This is a genomic window from Kitasatospora sp. NPDC022856 (assembly GCF_055561235.1).
In genome coordinates, this window is the sequence record NZ_JBVHHE010000057.1 from 19,453 (window position 1) to 34,070 (window position 14,618).

Below are 14,618 nucleotides of genomic sequence, written 5' to 3' on the forward strand. Positions count from 1 at the left end.
GCGCGCTGCGCCGTTTCAGCGGGCAGCGCGCGGTGCCGGTCCTATGCCGCCTGTGGCTGGATGATCGAGGCCGGGTCCTCGACCGGCAGCTCGGTCTGCGTCCACCACCTGGCCGGAAGTTCGATCAGGCGGCAGCCGAGCCGGCGCAGCCGGCGGACGGTGGCTGCGGCCTGCCGATCGTCGAGCGAGAACACGAACGGCCCCGGGATCAGCAGTGTGTCGATCCGGCCGTGCGCGATGTCGTGTTCGAGGAGCTTCAGTTGCGGCAGGCCGGCACGGTGCCCCCGGCCGTTGTCCAGGTACACGAACGGCTCGGGCAGGCCGTGCCGCCGGGCGAGTTGTTCCAGTGCGCGGCGGTGGCATCCCATCTCGGACGGATCGGTGGGGTAGCAGCGCAGGTAGAGCGCGACGTGCGGGCTTCCGGATGTGGGTTGTGAGTACACGGCTCTCACCTGCGCATGGTCGGCGGGGCGGGTGGCAGACGGTGTCGCCGGTTCGCCCGGGAGGCGAGGGTCGGCGTCGGTTCGTTCGTCTTCCACCCTGGGCTTTCGAGGTGTGGGGTCGCAGCGGGAGAACTGCCGAGACGGGTACGGAAAGGCACGCCCGTACGTATGGAAGCTCACCCGTGGGAACGGACTGTGCCGATCCGATCACGTGCTGTCGTGGACCTTCGGCGGTGATGGGATGACGGGAACCGGTGTGGGCCGCGTGGGTGGGCCGTGCGGCACGGCCTGGCGGCGGCCTCCCGCGGGTTTGACCGTCCGCTGGGAGCGACCTAGCCTCCGAGTATGAGGAGGACCGGGCAGCAGAGCAGGCGGGGGGCGGTCGCCGATCTGCCCGATGAGCTGAGCAGTTTCGTCGGTCGCGAGCGGGAGATCGCCGAGGTCAGGGATCTGCTCTCGACCACGCGCACGGTGACCCTGCTTGGCCCCGGAGGCGTCGGGAAGACGCGGCTCGCACTGCGGGTGGCGAGTCAGGTCCGCAGAGCGTTCGCGGACGGGGTGGCGTTCATCGATCTCGCCCCTTTGCAGGACGGTGACCTGCTCGCGTACACGGTCGCCGAGGCGCTGGGCATCGAGAGTCGCAGGCCGAGCGACCGGGTGGAGGTCCTTGAGGACTTCCTGCGCGAGCGGCGGATGCTGCTGGTGTTCGACAACTGCGAACAGCTCACGGAAGCGTGCGCCGAGCTCGTCACCACCCTTCTCAGGGCCTCGCACGGGCTGCGGGTCCTCGCGACGAGCCGCCAGTTCCTCGGGGTCACGGGCGAATGCCGGTGGCAGGTCCCCCCGCTGCCGGTGCCGGACCCCGACCGACCCGGATCTCGCGCCGCCGTCCCCGACTCCTCCGCTCTCGCGCTGTTCGCCGCGAGGGCTTCCTCCGTGACGGACTTCGTCCTGACGGACGGGAACTGGCGCGAGGTGGCGCTGTTGTGCCGCAGGCTGGACGGCCTGCCGCTGGCGATCGAGCTGGCCGCGGCGGGTACGCGGGTGCTCTCCGTTCAGGACATCCTCCAGAGGCTCGACGGACGGCTGCGCATCCCGGCCTCCACCGACCGTGCGGCGCCCTCCCGGCACCGCTCGCTCGCGGCGGTGGTGGACACGAGCTACCAGCTCTGCTCGCCGCAGGAGCGCCTCCTGTGGGCCCGGGTGTCGGTCTTCGCCCAGCGGTTCAGCCTGTACGCCGCCGAAGAGGTCTGCGGCGACGACTCCCTCCCCGCCGACACCGTCCTGGACCTGGTCACCGGCCTGGTCGACAAATCCGTCCTCGTCGCCGAACCGCACTCCGGTGAGATGCGCTACCGCCTCCTCGACACCCTGGCCCACTACGGCCGCGAGCGACTGCGCGAGGCGGGCGAGGAGGACATGCTGCGCCGGCGCCACCGCGACCTCTGCCTGAGCCTGTCGAGGCGCCTGGAGGCCGACTGGTTCGGGCCCCACCAGCTGGAACGGTCCCGGCAGATGCGGGCGGAGCACGCCAACCTCCGCGCCGCCCTGGACTACTGCCTCACCACACCGGGGGAGAGCGAGGCCGGCCTGGCCATGCTCACCGCACTCCTCTACCACTGGCTCGGCGGAGGACACCTCACCGAGGGACGTCACTGGTTCGCGAAGGTCCTCGCGCTGGTCCCCGATCCGACCGTCGAACGCAGCGCGGCGCAGTTGTACGCGAGTGTGCTCGCCGCGAGGCAGGGTGACGGCGCTGCGGCCTATCGGGCACTGGAGGAGTGCCGGAGCATCGCCAAGGACCTCGGCATCGACCTGCTGGAGGCCCACGCCATCGGCGCCGCCGGGTACGCCGCCCTGGCCGAGAACGATCCCCACTCCGCGCTCGCCGGCCTGCAGGAGGCCATGCGGGAACTTCGCCGGATGGAGGTGCCGCCCGAGCAGTACATGTACATGCTGGTTCTCACCGCCCTGGCGCGACTGCGGATGGGCGAGTTCGACCAGGCGACCGCGGCGGCCGAGGAGGTGCGCCGGATCAGCACCCGGGTCGGCGAGCGCTGGTTCCTGGGATCGGCCCTGGTGGTCCTCGGGTACGTCGAGTTCGGCCGGGGTGATCCGGGGGCCGCCGCCGAACACGCCGCGGAGGCCGCGAAGATCGGCTGGGACTTCAGGGACGCCACCACCGCCGGCCTGGCCGTGCGGATTCTGGCATGGGTGGCCATGGCCGCCGGCGACCACCGGCGGGGCGCGCTGCTCACCGGTGTATGGCTGGGCATCCGACAGCGAACCGGCCTGGCGGACGACGCTCCGGACGTCTTCGACGGGACCGTCGAGCGGCTGAGGGCCGCGGCCACGGCGGAACTCGGCCCGTCGGGCTTCCAGGCGGCCGTGGACACCGGTGCCGACCTCGACCTCGACCGTGCCGTCGCGGTCGCTCTGGGCACCGACACCGGCGAGCCGGGTGCCGACGAATCGACGACGGCCGGTACGCACCCGCTCACGAAACGGGAACTGCAGGTCGCGGGACTCGTGGCGGACGGGATGTCGAACAAGCAGATCGCAGAGACCCTGGTGATCGCCCAGCGCACCGCAGAGAGCCACGTGGATCACATCCTGGCGAAACTGGCCTTCTCCTCCCGGGCCCAGATCGCCGTGTGGGTCGTCCGGACCCAGGGAGCGACGGCGAGCGGGCAGCCGTAGCAGGTCGGACCGGGCGGCCCTCGCCGACGGGCCGAGTGCGCGACTCCCGGCCCGTGCGCAAGATCCGTGGATCCCGAACAGCGCCACCCGTGCCGGCAGTCGGCCGGTTCGCGGGTGCCGCCGGCGGGTCGCCGAACCCGGTCGACCCGCCGTCCTGCCAGAGGTGCCGGCGCGACGGCCGTCGACCCGGTGGCAGGCGTGCCGGTGACGCCACTGGGAGCGCTGAGGTCGAACGTTCGCTCGACGGACCTCTCGTTCGTCCCTGCTGGACACCACGGGAGGATAGTGTCACTATCTACCTATAGGATAGCGACACTATCCATTGAGGTCAGGGGCTCGCCATGGCAACAACCACCCGTGCACACGGGCGAATCACGGATGCCCACGAGGGAGAGCTCGTCCTCTTCCTGATCGGCATGCGGGTCAACCGATGGCGCGCCGTGCGCCAGTGGTGGCCCGTACTCATAGCCATGCCGGCCATGCTGCGCGAACTCGCGAGCGATCCGGACTCCGGCATGGCAGGCTTCCGCGTGATGGTCGGTGGGGGACTGCGCGAGATCACCGTGATCCAGTACTGGCGGGACGCGAACCGGCTGCTGGCCTACGCATCGGCGGCGGACCGAAACCATCGGCCCGCCTGGCAGGCGTTCAACCGTCGTGCCCGCGCCTCCTCGTCCGACAGGCGTCCGGCCGTGGGGATCTGGCATGAGACCCTCCAGGTGTCCGCCGGCCGGCACGAGTCCATCTACGTCGGCATGCCGCCCTTCGGCCTCGGCCGGGCTTTCGGTACGCAGCCCGTCCAAATGCGTGGTGAGACCGCTGCGCAGCGACTCGCGCGCCAGGCCGGCTCGTGACAGGTGGGTGGGCGGCTGCGGCCACGTAAGGGCGAGTGGGCGCGAGTCCGGAGCCCCGGCCCGGCGAGACGGCTGAGCAGTCCCCGCCCGGGCGGGCGACGCCGGTGGCCGCCGTTGTTCCTTCTCGCGAACCGGGCGTTCACCACGGGCGAGAGCGCAACCGGCCAGGAGTCCGGGTACGACCTGTACCGCACCGGCGTCGGGCGCGGCAGCACCCTGGACGACGAGGACCTCCTGGTGGCCAGCCAGGCAGGGTGCTACCACGTCGGGCCGAAAACGACTGCGGGCGCCGGGGAATCGTGCTGGGACGGCGGGCTCGCGACAGCACTCGCACGTAGGCGGGGCCCGTCATCGACTGCCGGGAGTTGCGCAAGCTCCTCGACGACAACGGCCACAGCCAGGTGCGGGCCAACGTCGTGGCTTTCCCGCAAGCTCGTTGACGTCACGCATGCCATGCCAACGACGGCTGTCACCCTTCGTTGCCACCGATTACGGGACGGTGCCGCTCACCGTACGGCCCCTGCGACGTCCTGGTAGGTCGCGGGTCCCTGGGCGATGCGTACCGCGTCGTCGTAGACAGTGAGAGGTCCGGTGGTGGCAGTGTCCTGGGCGTACTGGGTGGCGTTCTTCATCTTCCACCCGGGGCGGTAGATGCCGATCTTGAAGTAGGGGCCCTGCTTGTCGTTGTACTCCGTCGGCCCGGTGTAGCTGACCGCCTGCTGGCCGTCCTGCCACAGCTGGATCAGCCCGTTGCCGGTCGGTGACCAGATGGCGTGCAGTACGAAATCGCACCACACGCCCGTCCGGATGGCCCCGAGTGTGTATGCACGTGTGCCGGATCCGGGCCCCGTCGAGGCGGCGCCCTGGCTGTTCCAGTGGAGGTCGAGCATCCACTGGTTGCCCTTGACACTCACCGCGACGGGCGGGTTGTTCTTGATGTCGTCGTCCTGGTCCTTGGCGTCCTGACCGATCTCTGCGTGCCATTGGGCAAGGATGGTGCTCTGCTGGTCCACCTGCCAGGTCTGCGGCAAGTAGATGCTGAAGCCGTACCAGTTCTCGGAGCCCATCGGCACGGGCGGGCGGGCGACCTCGGAGCGGAAGCTGCCCAGCTCGTGCGGCACCGTGGCCTGCAGTGCGTGCTGCCCGTCCCGCACCGGTGAAGTGGTCTGACGCAGCGCACTGCCGGCCTTCTGGGTCAGCTGCGACAGGGGCTGCTGGCGGTCGCCGTCGGAGATGTCGTTGACGCCGACCTTCCAACCGTTGTCGGCGACCTGCTCGAACCCCTCGTAGAACACGCTGGCCGCCGGTACCGAAGCGGCCGACGACGAGCCTGCGGGCGCGGGCGACGTGACGGAGGGCCCAACGGGCGTCGCGGCTTCGTGGTCACGGCGACCATTGCCCTGGCACGCCGAGACGGTCGGCCCCACCCCCAACGCCAGCGCCAGCGCTGCCAAACAGACCCGATTCCTCGCCAAGCCCATCGCCAGGCCCTCCCTCACTCGGAACATCCAGTGCCATCCCCACCTCGCGTGCCCACTGCCACCCCGATCGGACGGCGACGGAACCTTGAGGCGTTGCCAACCCAACCGAACCCTGGTCGAACAGGGTGACTGACGGTCGCCCCTGAGTCGGTTGCTAGGGAAGGAGCGCCGTGCCGCTTGCCCGTCCTGGGTTGTTATCAATGTGTTAGCTTGTTGTCCGACCTCGCAGGTCACTCGACCTGCTGATCTGCGGTTATTTCCGACAGGCAGCAGATGCGGCCGCTCTCCACGCTTCGAGATGTCGAGTCACGAAGAACCAGAGAACGGCCGATGCCTATGAGTTGAGCCCTGCCCCGCGACGTGGACGCCCTTGACACCTGGACCTTGTAGCTCCAGGAAGGGAAGATGCCGCCGCGGAGAGCTTCTTCGCCTCCCTGAAGCGGGAGTTGATGCACGGAGTGTGCTGGTCCAGCTGGCACGAGGTGAGGCTGGACGGATGGTGCGGGCGGGACGTTGTACCGGGTGCGGTCCCGCCCAGCGTCTTGAAGCCGCTACGCCGATGGCGCACGACCCGGTCTCGTGGGGTCCGTTCGGTAGTGGCGGGTTCCGGCCCGGACGCGGGTGGGCAGGGGTGGTGAATTCATCCATTCAGGCAAATGTATGACTGTAGGTCGGCAACCAGTCGCAGGTCAACGGCTGTTGGAAGGGCATTCTCTTGACCCGGGAGCCGTTGACGGGCCCAGCTCGGCGGGTCTACCTTGTCCGCACGGACGACCCGTGTTCGCCGATGCGAACAGGAGCGGACCAGGACCACGGTGCGGTGGTCCGCAGCCAGCGCTGTCCGTGGCGAGGTCGCCACACCACGGCGTTCGCTCGCGTCGGTTACCGGGTCACCCTCCCCACGGCCAGCCCCGTCTTCGTCGAGGCCGCTCTGGCCGGCCTGCTCCACATGTATGGGTTACCGCTCGCCCGGGATTCAGCCCGGGCGCGTCTGGCACGGTCCGCGTCAGGGTCCCGGCCCCGCGCGGCCTCGAAACTCGTCGGAGAAGGGCTCTCGCCTCCCGCTGAGCATGACAAGGGTCATGCGAACAGGCCGCCCGCACGGCTCCGACCGCCCGAACCCCTCTCCCCTCCTTCGAAGGAAGCAGCATGAGACCTTCGGTCCGGCCGACCCCCTCCATGGAACGGCGCACGATCGACGTCGTCCCCCCGAACGAACGACACGGAACTCCGCGTAGCCAGTTCACCCTCTGGTTCGGCGCTCGCTGCCCTCACCGCCGCCGTCGCCGTCATGGGCTACCGCCAGATCCACCGACTCGGGCGAATCGCCACCGTGCTCGGAGCCCTCGGATTCAGCTACCTCGCGATCCGGCTGCTGACGATCCACGACCTCGGACCGGTCTTCGGTGTCAAGCCGTTCAGCGCCGCGACGTTCCTGCTCGCCATCTCGCTCGGCGCCGGCTGGCAGCTCACCTACGGTCCGTACGTCGCCGACTACTCCCGCTACCTGCCGCGCGAGACCCCTGAGCGAACGACGTTCCGCTACACCTTCTGGGGAAGCGTCATAGGCTCCCAGTGGTCCATGACCCTCGGGGTTCTCGCCGCCTCGATCCCGCTGGCGGACGGCGGCGGCTTCCTCGGCCACCAGGTGCGCTTCCTCGGAGACCTCGGTGGCGGCGGCGTGTTCGCCGTACTGGTCTACCTGGTGATCGTCACCGGCAAGCTGACCGTCAACTGCCTCAACGCCTATGGCGGGTTCATGTCCGCGCTGACCACGGTCTCGGCCTTCACCGGCGAACGCCGCATCTCCTCCGCCGTACGTGCGGCGTACATCGGCGGCTTCCTCGCGGCGGCGACCCTCGTCGCGCTGCTGGCGAGTCACGACTTTCTCAGCACCTTCAAGAACTTCGTCCTCACCCTCCTGATGGTGTTCACCCCCTGGAGCGCGATCAACCTCGTCGACTACTACCTGATCTCCAAGGAACGCGTCGACATCCCCGCCCTGTACGACCCCGACGGCCGCTACGGACGCTGGAACATGATCGCCCTTGCCTCGTACGCAATCGGCATCGCCGCCCAGATCCCCTTCCTCGCCCAGTCCCTCTACTCCGGCCCGGTCACCAAGGCGCTGGGCGGCGCAGACATCTCCTGGATCGTCGGCCTCGTTGTTACGGCCGCCGTCTACTACCCCTGGGCCCGAAGCCGGACCAGGGCACCCAAGGACATGATCCACCCGCCGACCACCGCACCCCACGAGAACCCTACGGCCCACCACTGATCCGGCCTCGCCGAGGCTCATTGGTCCGGCCGGAAGACGGCAGGCCAGAGCGGGGCCGTCGGCGGGATTGTTCGAATCCGCAGGAGTGCGTCCGGGGGGTCACGCCGCGGACCGGGCCGCACGCACAGCCAGCGGCGTGACGAGGAGGGCCGTCGACGCGCAGGCGAGGGCGAGGGTGTCGTAGCCGCCGGCCGTGACGGCCAGGCCCGAGAGCAGTCCGCCGGCGCTGCCCGCGACGGCGAGGCCGACGTCGGCCAGCCCCTGGGTGTTGGCGCCACGCCCCGGCGGCAGCGCGGCCGTGATCACGGCCGTTCCGCTGACCAGCCCGAGGTTCCAGGCGATGCCGGTGAGGGTGAGGGCCACGGCGAGGAGGGGCACGGAGTCGCCCGGCGCGGCGGCGGCCAGGAGTGCGGCCGCGCAGAGGAGGACGCCGGAGGCGGCGGCGACGGGGAGGGCGCCGAGGCGGTCGGTCAGGAGGCCGGTGAGCGGGGAGGGGAGGAACATCGCGGCGATGTGGAGCGAGACGACCAGGCCGATCGTGGCGGTGCCGTGGCCGTTGGCGGCGAGGTGGACGGGTGTCATCGTCATGAGGGCGACCTTGGGCAGCTGGCCGAGCAGCATGATCCACAGGCCGGTGGCGACGCCCGGCCCTCGTGGCCGGCCCGGGTCCTTCCGCACCGGCTCGGCCTCGTCGGCGGAGTCGGGGCCGCCCGGGGCGGGAAGCCGGGCCCGGGCCAGGTGGAGTGGGTCGGGCCGCAACAGCGCGGTGAGGAGAACGGCCGCCGCGGTGTAGCCGAGGGCGCCGAGCAGGAAGGGTCCGGCCAGTGGGGGGATGCCCCAGGCGCGGGCGAGGCCGCCGGTGACCGGGACGAGGTTGGGGCCGGCGACCGCGCCGAGAGTGGCGGCGAGCAGGACGCGGCTCAGGGCGCGGCCGCGGCGGTGGGGTGCGGCGAGGTCCGCACCGGCGTAGCGGGCGAGGAGGTTGGTGGCGGTGCCGGCGCCGTAGACCAGGAGCGAGGGCAGCAGCAGCGCGACCTGGTCCAGGGCCACGGCGGCGACCACACCGATGCTGCCAAGGGCGCCGATCGCGTGGCCGGCGGCGAGTCCGGGGCGGCGTCCGCGCCGCTGGCACAGCCGGGCGACGACGAGCGCGCCGAGCATCGATCCGCCGGTGAACAGGGCGGTGGGGATGCCGGCGAGGCTGGGGGAGCCGAGCATCTGCTCGGCCAGCAGGGCGCCGACGACGATGCCGGCGGTGAGTCCGGCGCCGCTGACCAGCTGCGATGCGACCAGGACGGCCAGGATCCGCCGCTGTTCGGGGGCCTCGGGTGCTTCCGGTGGCGCTGGGTGCCCCGCCGGTGCGGGGTCCGCCGGACCGGCCCTGGTCGGTCCCGGCGGTCGGCGGGGTGCGGCGGTCGGCGGGGTGGCGGTCACGAGCCCACCAGGGGGCTCAGCGCTGAGATCTCCTCCAGTGACATGTCCATCTGCTCGTGGAGGTAGCGGACGATGGTCCAGTGGGCGAGCGCGCCCTCGTCGAAGGGGCCGAAGGCACGGCAGTAGAGCGGGATCCAGCGAAGCGCCTCCTCGGCGGCCTGCCGGCGGCCGGACTCCTCCTGGTAGGACTCGTACGGGATGCCGCGGTGATGGACGAAGAACCGGCCGGGCAGGCGCTCCTCGCACAGCGCGCGGTACTCGCGGGTCTGCAGGATGAGGTAGTGCCAGATCTCGTCGATGTGCTGCTCGACGGGGAGGAAGAGGCCGGCGAGCTCCTCTCGGTGCCGGGACACGAGGTAGAGGTAGCGCAGGCACTCGGTGACCTGGCGTTCGGCGTCGGCGGGTGCGCAGCCGGTGCGGGTGACGGTGTGGGCGACCACCTCGGCGTGGAGGTCGTCGCCGAGGAGCACCTTGAGGTCCGTGACCGTGACACGACCCGGCGATTGGGACCGGGCCTGCGATTCGGACTGGGAATCGGACTGGGAATCGGACTGGGTGGTCATCGGGCGCCTCCGGCCGACGGGGTCGGGATCGTGGCGGCCGTCGGGGACGCGGTGAGCCAGGCGTACTTGCCGGAGGCGCCGACGGGCAGGTGGTCGTGGTGTTCCACGCGGCAGCGCCGGCCGGTGAGTTCGCCGGCCGCACCGGCCAGGGCGTCGCTCTCGGCACGGGTGAGCGGGGCGGCGTCGAAGGTCGTGCAGCGCAGGACGGCCCCGTCCGGCCCTTCGAGGTGCAGGCGGGTGAGGAAGACCCGCGGGGTGGCGGCGCTGATGGCGTCGTCGAGGTCGCCCTGGGCGCGGGGGCCGTGCGGGGTGGCGAGCAGTTCCTTCTCGCGGCCGCAGAAGCGGGTGATGCGCTCCGGGTCCGTGCTGCCGTCCGCAGTGCGGACGCAGTCACCCGAGCGGTAGCGGACCAGCGGCATGAAGGGATTGCGCACGCTGGTGACGATGAGGCTGTGGATGGTGCTGCCGGGTGCGACGGGCAGCAGTTCGACGCTCATGTCGTGCAGGTACGGCCGGTAGTCGCCGCCGCGGTCGCTGTAGTAGAGGTAGCCGAGTTCGGTGCTGCCGAACAGGTCGACGATCGGGCAGTCGAAGTGATCGCGCAGGTACCGGGCCACGTTCGCCGGTGTGTACTCGTAGGCGTGGACGACGGCCGCCGGCGGCGGGAATCCTTCCCACAGGCCCCAGGCGCGGGCCTTGCGCACCAGGTGGGCGAGGTGGGAGGAGGAGCAGTCGAGGAGGTAGCGGCCGCGCGGATGCGCGCGTGCGGCGTCTCGGATCTCGGCGAGCATGCGCTCGACGTCGGCCCGCTGCCAGTGGTCCGGGTCCAGCCGCAGGTTGAGGTAGAAGGTGCGGTCGTCCAGCCGGCGGTCCCGCGGGTCCGGTTCGGCCGCGGGTTCCTCGCCCCGCTTGCGGGCGTTGACGCGGGCGACGTGCTCGGTGGCCAGGACGGTGGTGAGGGAGACCCGGTGGCAGCCCTCCCGCCAGGTGTCGGCGAGATCGGAGTGCTCGCTCCACAGGCGGTGGTAGGACTTCAGCAGGAAGTAGGGCGGTCGGATGATCTGCATGCGGGCGTGGTTGGTGCCGGTGGAGAGCACGAACTCCGCCTCACCGGCCGCGAGGGCGGCCGACAGCTGCGGGGTCATCCAGTTGTCGGGAAATCCGCGGGCGATCTCGGGTTTCTCCAGAATGGGGAAATGACCCTGCTCGATCGAGGTGCGGTAGAGGGGAATGTCCTTGATCCGGTCGAGCACGTCGGCGGTCGGCTGGCCGTTCAATGTCACCTCCGGTCGGTGCCTGGGGCTCCGGTTCCCCGGCCTCGGGGCGGGGATGCGGACGGCGCTCGGCACGGACGGTACGCGTCGGGGAGGGTGCGCCGAGGTTCGGGCCGACCGGGTGTCCCGGCCGGCCCGAACCTCGGCGGCGCAGCCCGGGGCGGACCTGTGCCGTCAGGCGCGGGTGGGCGCGTCAGGAGATGCAGCCGGTCTTGGCCGCGCTGCTGCACCCGGACCCGGGGGCCGTGCTGATGCAGCCGTCCTTGGCGGTGCTTCCGGAGTTGGCGTCGACCCAGCCCTTCCACTTGTCGTCCTGGGTCATCTTCTTGATGAGCTGTTCCATTCAGGCCTCCGAGGTGTGCCGGTAATCCGACGGTGCGATCGTCGCCGCCACCGCGACATTAAAGTGATAGTCAAGCTCATGTCAATGACAGGTCATCAGACGGTGGTGTGGTGCGCCAGGCCGATAATCGCCGCCCGGTGAACCGCGGCCGGTGGGCGCACATCGAACCGGCCCGGCACCTTCATGCCATGGCCCCGGCAGGTCGGCGATTCCGCCCCGGGAGAGAGGCTGTTTCCATGAACTCACCTCCAGCGGTGGCCCGTTGGCTGCTTCCCTGCTTGCGGCCGCCTTCGTGGCCGCAGGCGTTCTCCTCGGCCCCGGCGTCGGCCCCGGCGTCGGCCCGGCGTCGGCACGGCCACGGCCGGGGCGACTGCGGCCGAGACGCCATCGGCCGCGGGCGGCAAGCCGCCCGGCGGAGGCGTGGAACGACTGGTGCCGTCGCCCGGCGTCGCCCGGGCGCAGCGAGCCCTGATCAGCTGCGACGGGCGGCGCGCCCACACGGGGGAGGGGAGGCCGACGAGCAGCCGGCTCGGCGTCGTTCGACATGCGGCTCGGCGTCGTCCGCGCCGATCTCCCGACCGGCACGGGAGTTCCGGAGTGGCCCCAAGGCTTCGCCCCGGACGGCCGGCTCATCTACCTGATCACCGCGCCCGAGGTCCTGGTGGACGACACCCGGCCACCACCGCCCCGTAGCGGCCCGCGGCCACCACGGGCTGCGCTCCCACGGAATCCCTCGGGGCCTGCGCCGCTGCTGCCCAGGTTCGAGCGACGTATCCCGGCGAGGCCGACCGGCCGCGTCGCGTCGACGAATCGGCCGGGTCTCTCACGCTGGTCGACGTGAGGGACCCCGGCCATGGGCGTACCTACGCCGGCTGGTGAGCCGGGAGCGGTCCGGGCGGGTCAGGCCGCTTGGCCGGGTCGGTTGTCGATGACGATGCGGGTCAGGGGGCGGCCGTCGACCTGCGTGCCGGAGTCGGCGGGCTGGGTGCGGCGGATCGCGCTGGACAGGTCGATGTAGTAGGCCAGGGCCATGGCGCTGTCCTGGAGGTTTCGAACCGGGCCGGTGCTGGCTTCCCAGTAGGTGTTGAAGAGGGAGTTGACGGCGGCCATGAGGCTGAGTCCGGGCAGTCGGACGGTCACCATGTCGTCCTTGCCGTCGCCCTCGGCCGAGGGCAGCTGGAAGTACTCGGCGGCCGCGGTACGGGAGGCGATGAACTGCCAGGTGTGCGGGTGGCAGGCCAGTTCCGCGGTACTGATCCGGGCGGCGGTCTTCAGGGTGTCGAACAGTGCCGCTTCCAGGGAGGCCCGTGCCTGTTCCGCTGTCTGCGGGGACGTCGGGGCCACGGCGGCGGCCGGCTGGGGGATCGGTACCTGGTGCCCGGCGACCGTGGTCAGTTCGGTCAGCATGGCGGTGGCGGCCTGTTCGGTGGTGTCGGGGGTTGGGTCGGGCTGCTGGTCGGACACGGCGGTCTCCTTCGCGGGCTCGGTGGTCGGGGCGCCTACGTCAGCGCCCGGGTTCGCGGCGTCGGTCGTCTCTGCCTGGACCTGGGCGAAGGTCTCGGCTGCCGCCACCGGGTCGGTGGCGTCGGGCTGGGCGGCCGGGGGTGTCGTCAGCTCGGCGATCCTGGTCTCCCAGGCGGCCCGGGCCTCGGCCAGCTCGCGGCGCAGGGCGCCGATCTCCTGGCGGGCCTGGGCAAGCTCACGCTGATCGCGGTCAAGGACGCGAAGTACCTGGACCCGGGTCTCGTCCAGGCCCTGGCTGATCGTCGTGGCCAGCTGGGCGCGCAACTCCTCGCGGTCTGCCTGGAGCCCCTGCAGCTCCCTCAGTAGGGCAGGGGCGGTTTCGGTCCGGAGAAGCGCGATCTGGTCGGCGGTCCTCGTCATGTGCCCTCCCGGTGGCAGCGCGCGGCGGTGGGCCGTGCCGGGGCCAAGCGTGGTGGGCGTTCCACCAGGCAGGGGGGGTATTGAACGGTGGTGTCCCGATCTGCCCGATCACTGTCCGGAATCACATCGTCACATCACATGGGAGTGCTGTGGCTGTTCGATCGACGGTCAGAAGACCGACCCGCACACCACATCGCTCAGCCGTCCACTGATCCGCACCCGTGTCCGCGGGCGCCCTACTTCCTTCCGGTGATCCTCGGCCGGACGACTGTCGCTGCCAGTGCCCGACGCGCCAGTATGGCTGTCATGACCATTCCCGCACCTGAGGCGTCCCTGTCCGTCGACGTGATCGACCACTCCCGCGCCGAGCTCGCCGGCGTCCTGGAGAAGCTGCTCGACCTGCTTCCCACCGAATACCGCCGCCGGGGCCCCGGTGCGACCGTGCTGCGCCTGGACGACGCCGAGTACGGGACCGGCCCGGCAGTCGTCGTCCAGGCCGACCAGCTCGACCCGCTCGTGGCTATGCTCGCGGAGCTGCTGCCCGACCGGTAGGCGGGAGGGACTCCCGGGGCGGTACCCGACCGATGCGCAGCTCACCCGGGCCTACGAAAGGAGGCGCCGACGGCCGACAGCGGCAGGGCGGCCGGGCCCGTCCGCGTGCGGGTATGCGCCGTCCTGCTCCACGACGGCCACCTCTCTTTCCGGTCCTGGAACCGCACGCGCCGCTGCTCGCGCACGATGGCACGTGGTCAAGGGGGAGGCCGCCGACATGAGGCCGCCGCTGGCCCTCGCCGCCGGGTCGGCGACCTGCGGACCGCTGTGCCTGGACCGCCGCTGTCGGGCCCCCGACCTCGGGCCCGCGCCCCGCGCCCGAGGTCGGCTTCAGCCGCAGCTGCGTCGCAGCGGGAACTCGGGCGGCTGGGACTGGATCAGGTTCATCACCGTGCTGTCGGCCAGGGTGTTGGTGTCGCCGACCTCGCGGCCCTCGGCGATGTCGCGGGTTGGCCCAGGCTCTCGTTGCTCATCATGAACTCCAGGTACGTGGTCTTTCTGGGTGGACGGGCCTCCCCCGTGCTCGGTGTCGATCACCCGGGTGCCACCGGCCCGGTCCGCGCCGGATGTCCTCGTGCGACGGACTCAGGCTGGCGGCCTTCGCCTGGGCCTCTGTGTTTCTCGGAGGCACGGGATCAGGCGAAGGCCGCTTCGATGTCTGGCGGGTGATTCGGGCGGGTGCTTTTCGGCAGGTCGTTCGAGGCGGACTGCCCGGTCGGGTCAGTGGGCGCCGAGTCCGGTCAGGGAGCGGACCTCGAGTTCGGCGTACTTGGCGGGGTTCGCCTTCTCCTTGGAGAGCAGGGTGGCGATGG

At 71.0% G+C, this 14,618-nt stretch carries 11 protein-coding genes and 1 pseudogene; 4 read left to right on the plus strand and 8 right to left on the minus strand.

The features are described from left to right. Positions 1 to 41 precede the first annotated feature (41 nt). Positions 42 to 443: a hypothetical protein gene (locus tag ACZ34W_RS35225; RefSeq protein ID WP_465610060.1), complete on the minus strand. Its 402-nt coding sequence runs from the start codon at positions 441 to 443 to the stop codon at positions 42 to 44. Positions 444 to 788: 345 nt separating this feature from the next. Between ACZ34W_RS35225 and ACZ34W_RS35230 the strand changes: the two genes are divergently transcribed. Continuing rightward, on the plus strand, positions 789 to 3,143 hold the full coding sequence (locus ACZ34W_RS35230; protein WP_465610062.1) for an ATP-binding protein: 2,355 nt from the start codon (positions 789 to 791) through the stop codon (positions 3,141 to 3,143). A 341-nt stretch (positions 3,144 to 3,484) separates the two neighbouring features. Beyond that, entirely contained in the window at positions 3,485 to 3,997 is a 513-nt protein-coding gene (locus ACZ34W_RS35235; protein ID WP_465610064.1) for a DUF4188 domain-containing protein, read from the plus strand. A gap of 506 nt (positions 3,998 to 4,503) precedes the next feature. Here ACZ34W_RS35235 and ACZ34W_RS35240 read toward each other — a convergent pair. Further along, positions 4,504 to 5,292, minus strand: coding sequence for a polysaccharide lyase (locus ACZ34W_RS35240; protein ID WP_465610066.1), 789 nt, complete (start codon positions 5,290 to 5,292; stop codon positions 4,504 to 4,506). 1,465 nt (positions 5,293 to 6,757) lie between these two features. Here ACZ34W_RS35240 and ACZ34W_RS35245 point away from each other — a divergent pair. Next, positions 6,758 to 7,756, plus strand: a pseudogene (locus ACZ34W_RS35245) (purine-cytosine permease family protein); the annotation flags it as partial. A 99-nt stretch (positions 7,757 to 7,855) separates the two neighbouring features. On the opposite strand, the gene ACZ34W_RS35250 reads toward ACZ34W_RS35245, so the two are convergent. From ACZ34W_RS35250 to ACZ34W_RS35270, 5 genes are all read right to left on the minus strand, one after another. Further along, positions 7,856 to 9,061, minus strand: a complete 1,206-nt coding sequence (locus tag ACZ34W_RS35250; protein ID WP_465610082.1) for an MFS transporter — start codon at positions 9,059 to 9,061, stop codon at positions 7,856 to 7,858. Positions 9,062 to 9,186: 125 nt separating this feature from the next. After that, positions 9,187 to 9,753, minus strand: a complete 567-nt coding sequence (locus ACZ34W_RS35255; RefSeq protein WP_465610068.1) for a glycine-rich domain-containing protein — start codon at positions 9,751 to 9,753, stop codon at positions 9,187 to 9,189. Further along, positions 9,750 to 11,030 (minus strand): hypothetical protein, encoded by a 1,281-nt coding sequence (locus tag ACZ34W_RS35260; RefSeq protein WP_465610084.1) that lies wholly within the window; start codon positions 11,028 to 11,030, stop codon positions 9,750 to 9,752. The genes ACZ34W_RS35255 and ACZ34W_RS35260 overlap by 4 nt, the downstream gene beginning before the upstream one ends. 190 nt (positions 11,031 to 11,220) lie before the next feature. Beyond that, positions 11,221 to 11,370, minus strand: a complete 150-nt coding sequence (locus tag ACZ34W_RS35265) for a hypothetical protein (RefSeq protein WP_465610070.1) — start codon at positions 11,368 to 11,370, stop codon at positions 11,221 to 11,223. A 900-nt stretch (positions 11,371 to 12,270) separates the two neighbouring features. Continuing rightward, entirely contained in the window at positions 12,271 to 13,254 is a 984-nt protein-coding gene (locus ACZ34W_RS35270; protein ID WP_465610072.1) for a hypothetical protein, read from the minus strand. A 306-nt stretch (positions 13,255 to 13,560) separates the two neighbouring features. On the opposite strand from ACZ34W_RS35270, the gene ACZ34W_RS35275 reads away from it, so the two are divergent. Further along, positions 13,561 to 13,806, plus strand: coding sequence for a hypothetical protein (locus ACZ34W_RS35275; protein ID WP_465610074.1), 246 nt, complete (start codon positions 13,561 to 13,563; stop codon positions 13,804 to 13,806). A 330-nt stretch (positions 13,807 to 14,136) separates the two neighbouring features. Here the strand turns inward: ACZ34W_RS35275 and ACZ34W_RS35280 are convergent, their stop codons facing one another. Then, positions 14,137 to 14,343, minus strand: a complete 207-nt coding sequence (locus ACZ34W_RS35280; RefSeq protein ID WP_465610086.1) for a hypothetical protein — start codon at positions 14,341 to 14,343, stop codon at positions 14,137 to 14,139. Positions 14,344 to 14,618: the final 275 nt, after the last annotated feature.

Bases quoted from the DNA above. Each gene is read 5' to 3' on its own strand.
- ACZ34W_RS35265 (WP_465610070.1), bottom strand. From the start codon at position 11,370: ATGGAACAGCTCATCAAGAAGATGACCCAGGACGACAAGTGGAAGGGC.
- ACZ34W_RS35230 (WP_465610062.1), top strand. From the start codon at position 789: ATGAGGAGGACCGGGCAGCAGAGCAGGCGGGGGGCGGTCGCCGATCTG.
- ACZ34W_RS35255 (WP_465610068.1), bottom strand. From the start codon at position 9,753: ATGACCACCCAGTCCGATTCCCAGTCCGATTCCCAGTCCGAATCGCAG.
- ACZ34W_RS35275 (WP_465610074.1), top strand. From the start codon at position 13,561: ATGACCATTCCCGCACCTGAGGCGTCCCTGTCCGTCGACGTGATCGAC.
- ACZ34W_RS35270 (WP_465610072.1), bottom strand. From the start codon at position 13,254: ATGACGAGGACCGCCGACCAGATCGCGCTTCTCCGGACCGAAACCGCC.
- ACZ34W_RS35235 (WP_465610064.1), top strand. From the start codon at position 3,485: ATGGCAACAACCACCCGTGCACACGGGCGAATCACGGATGCCCACGAG.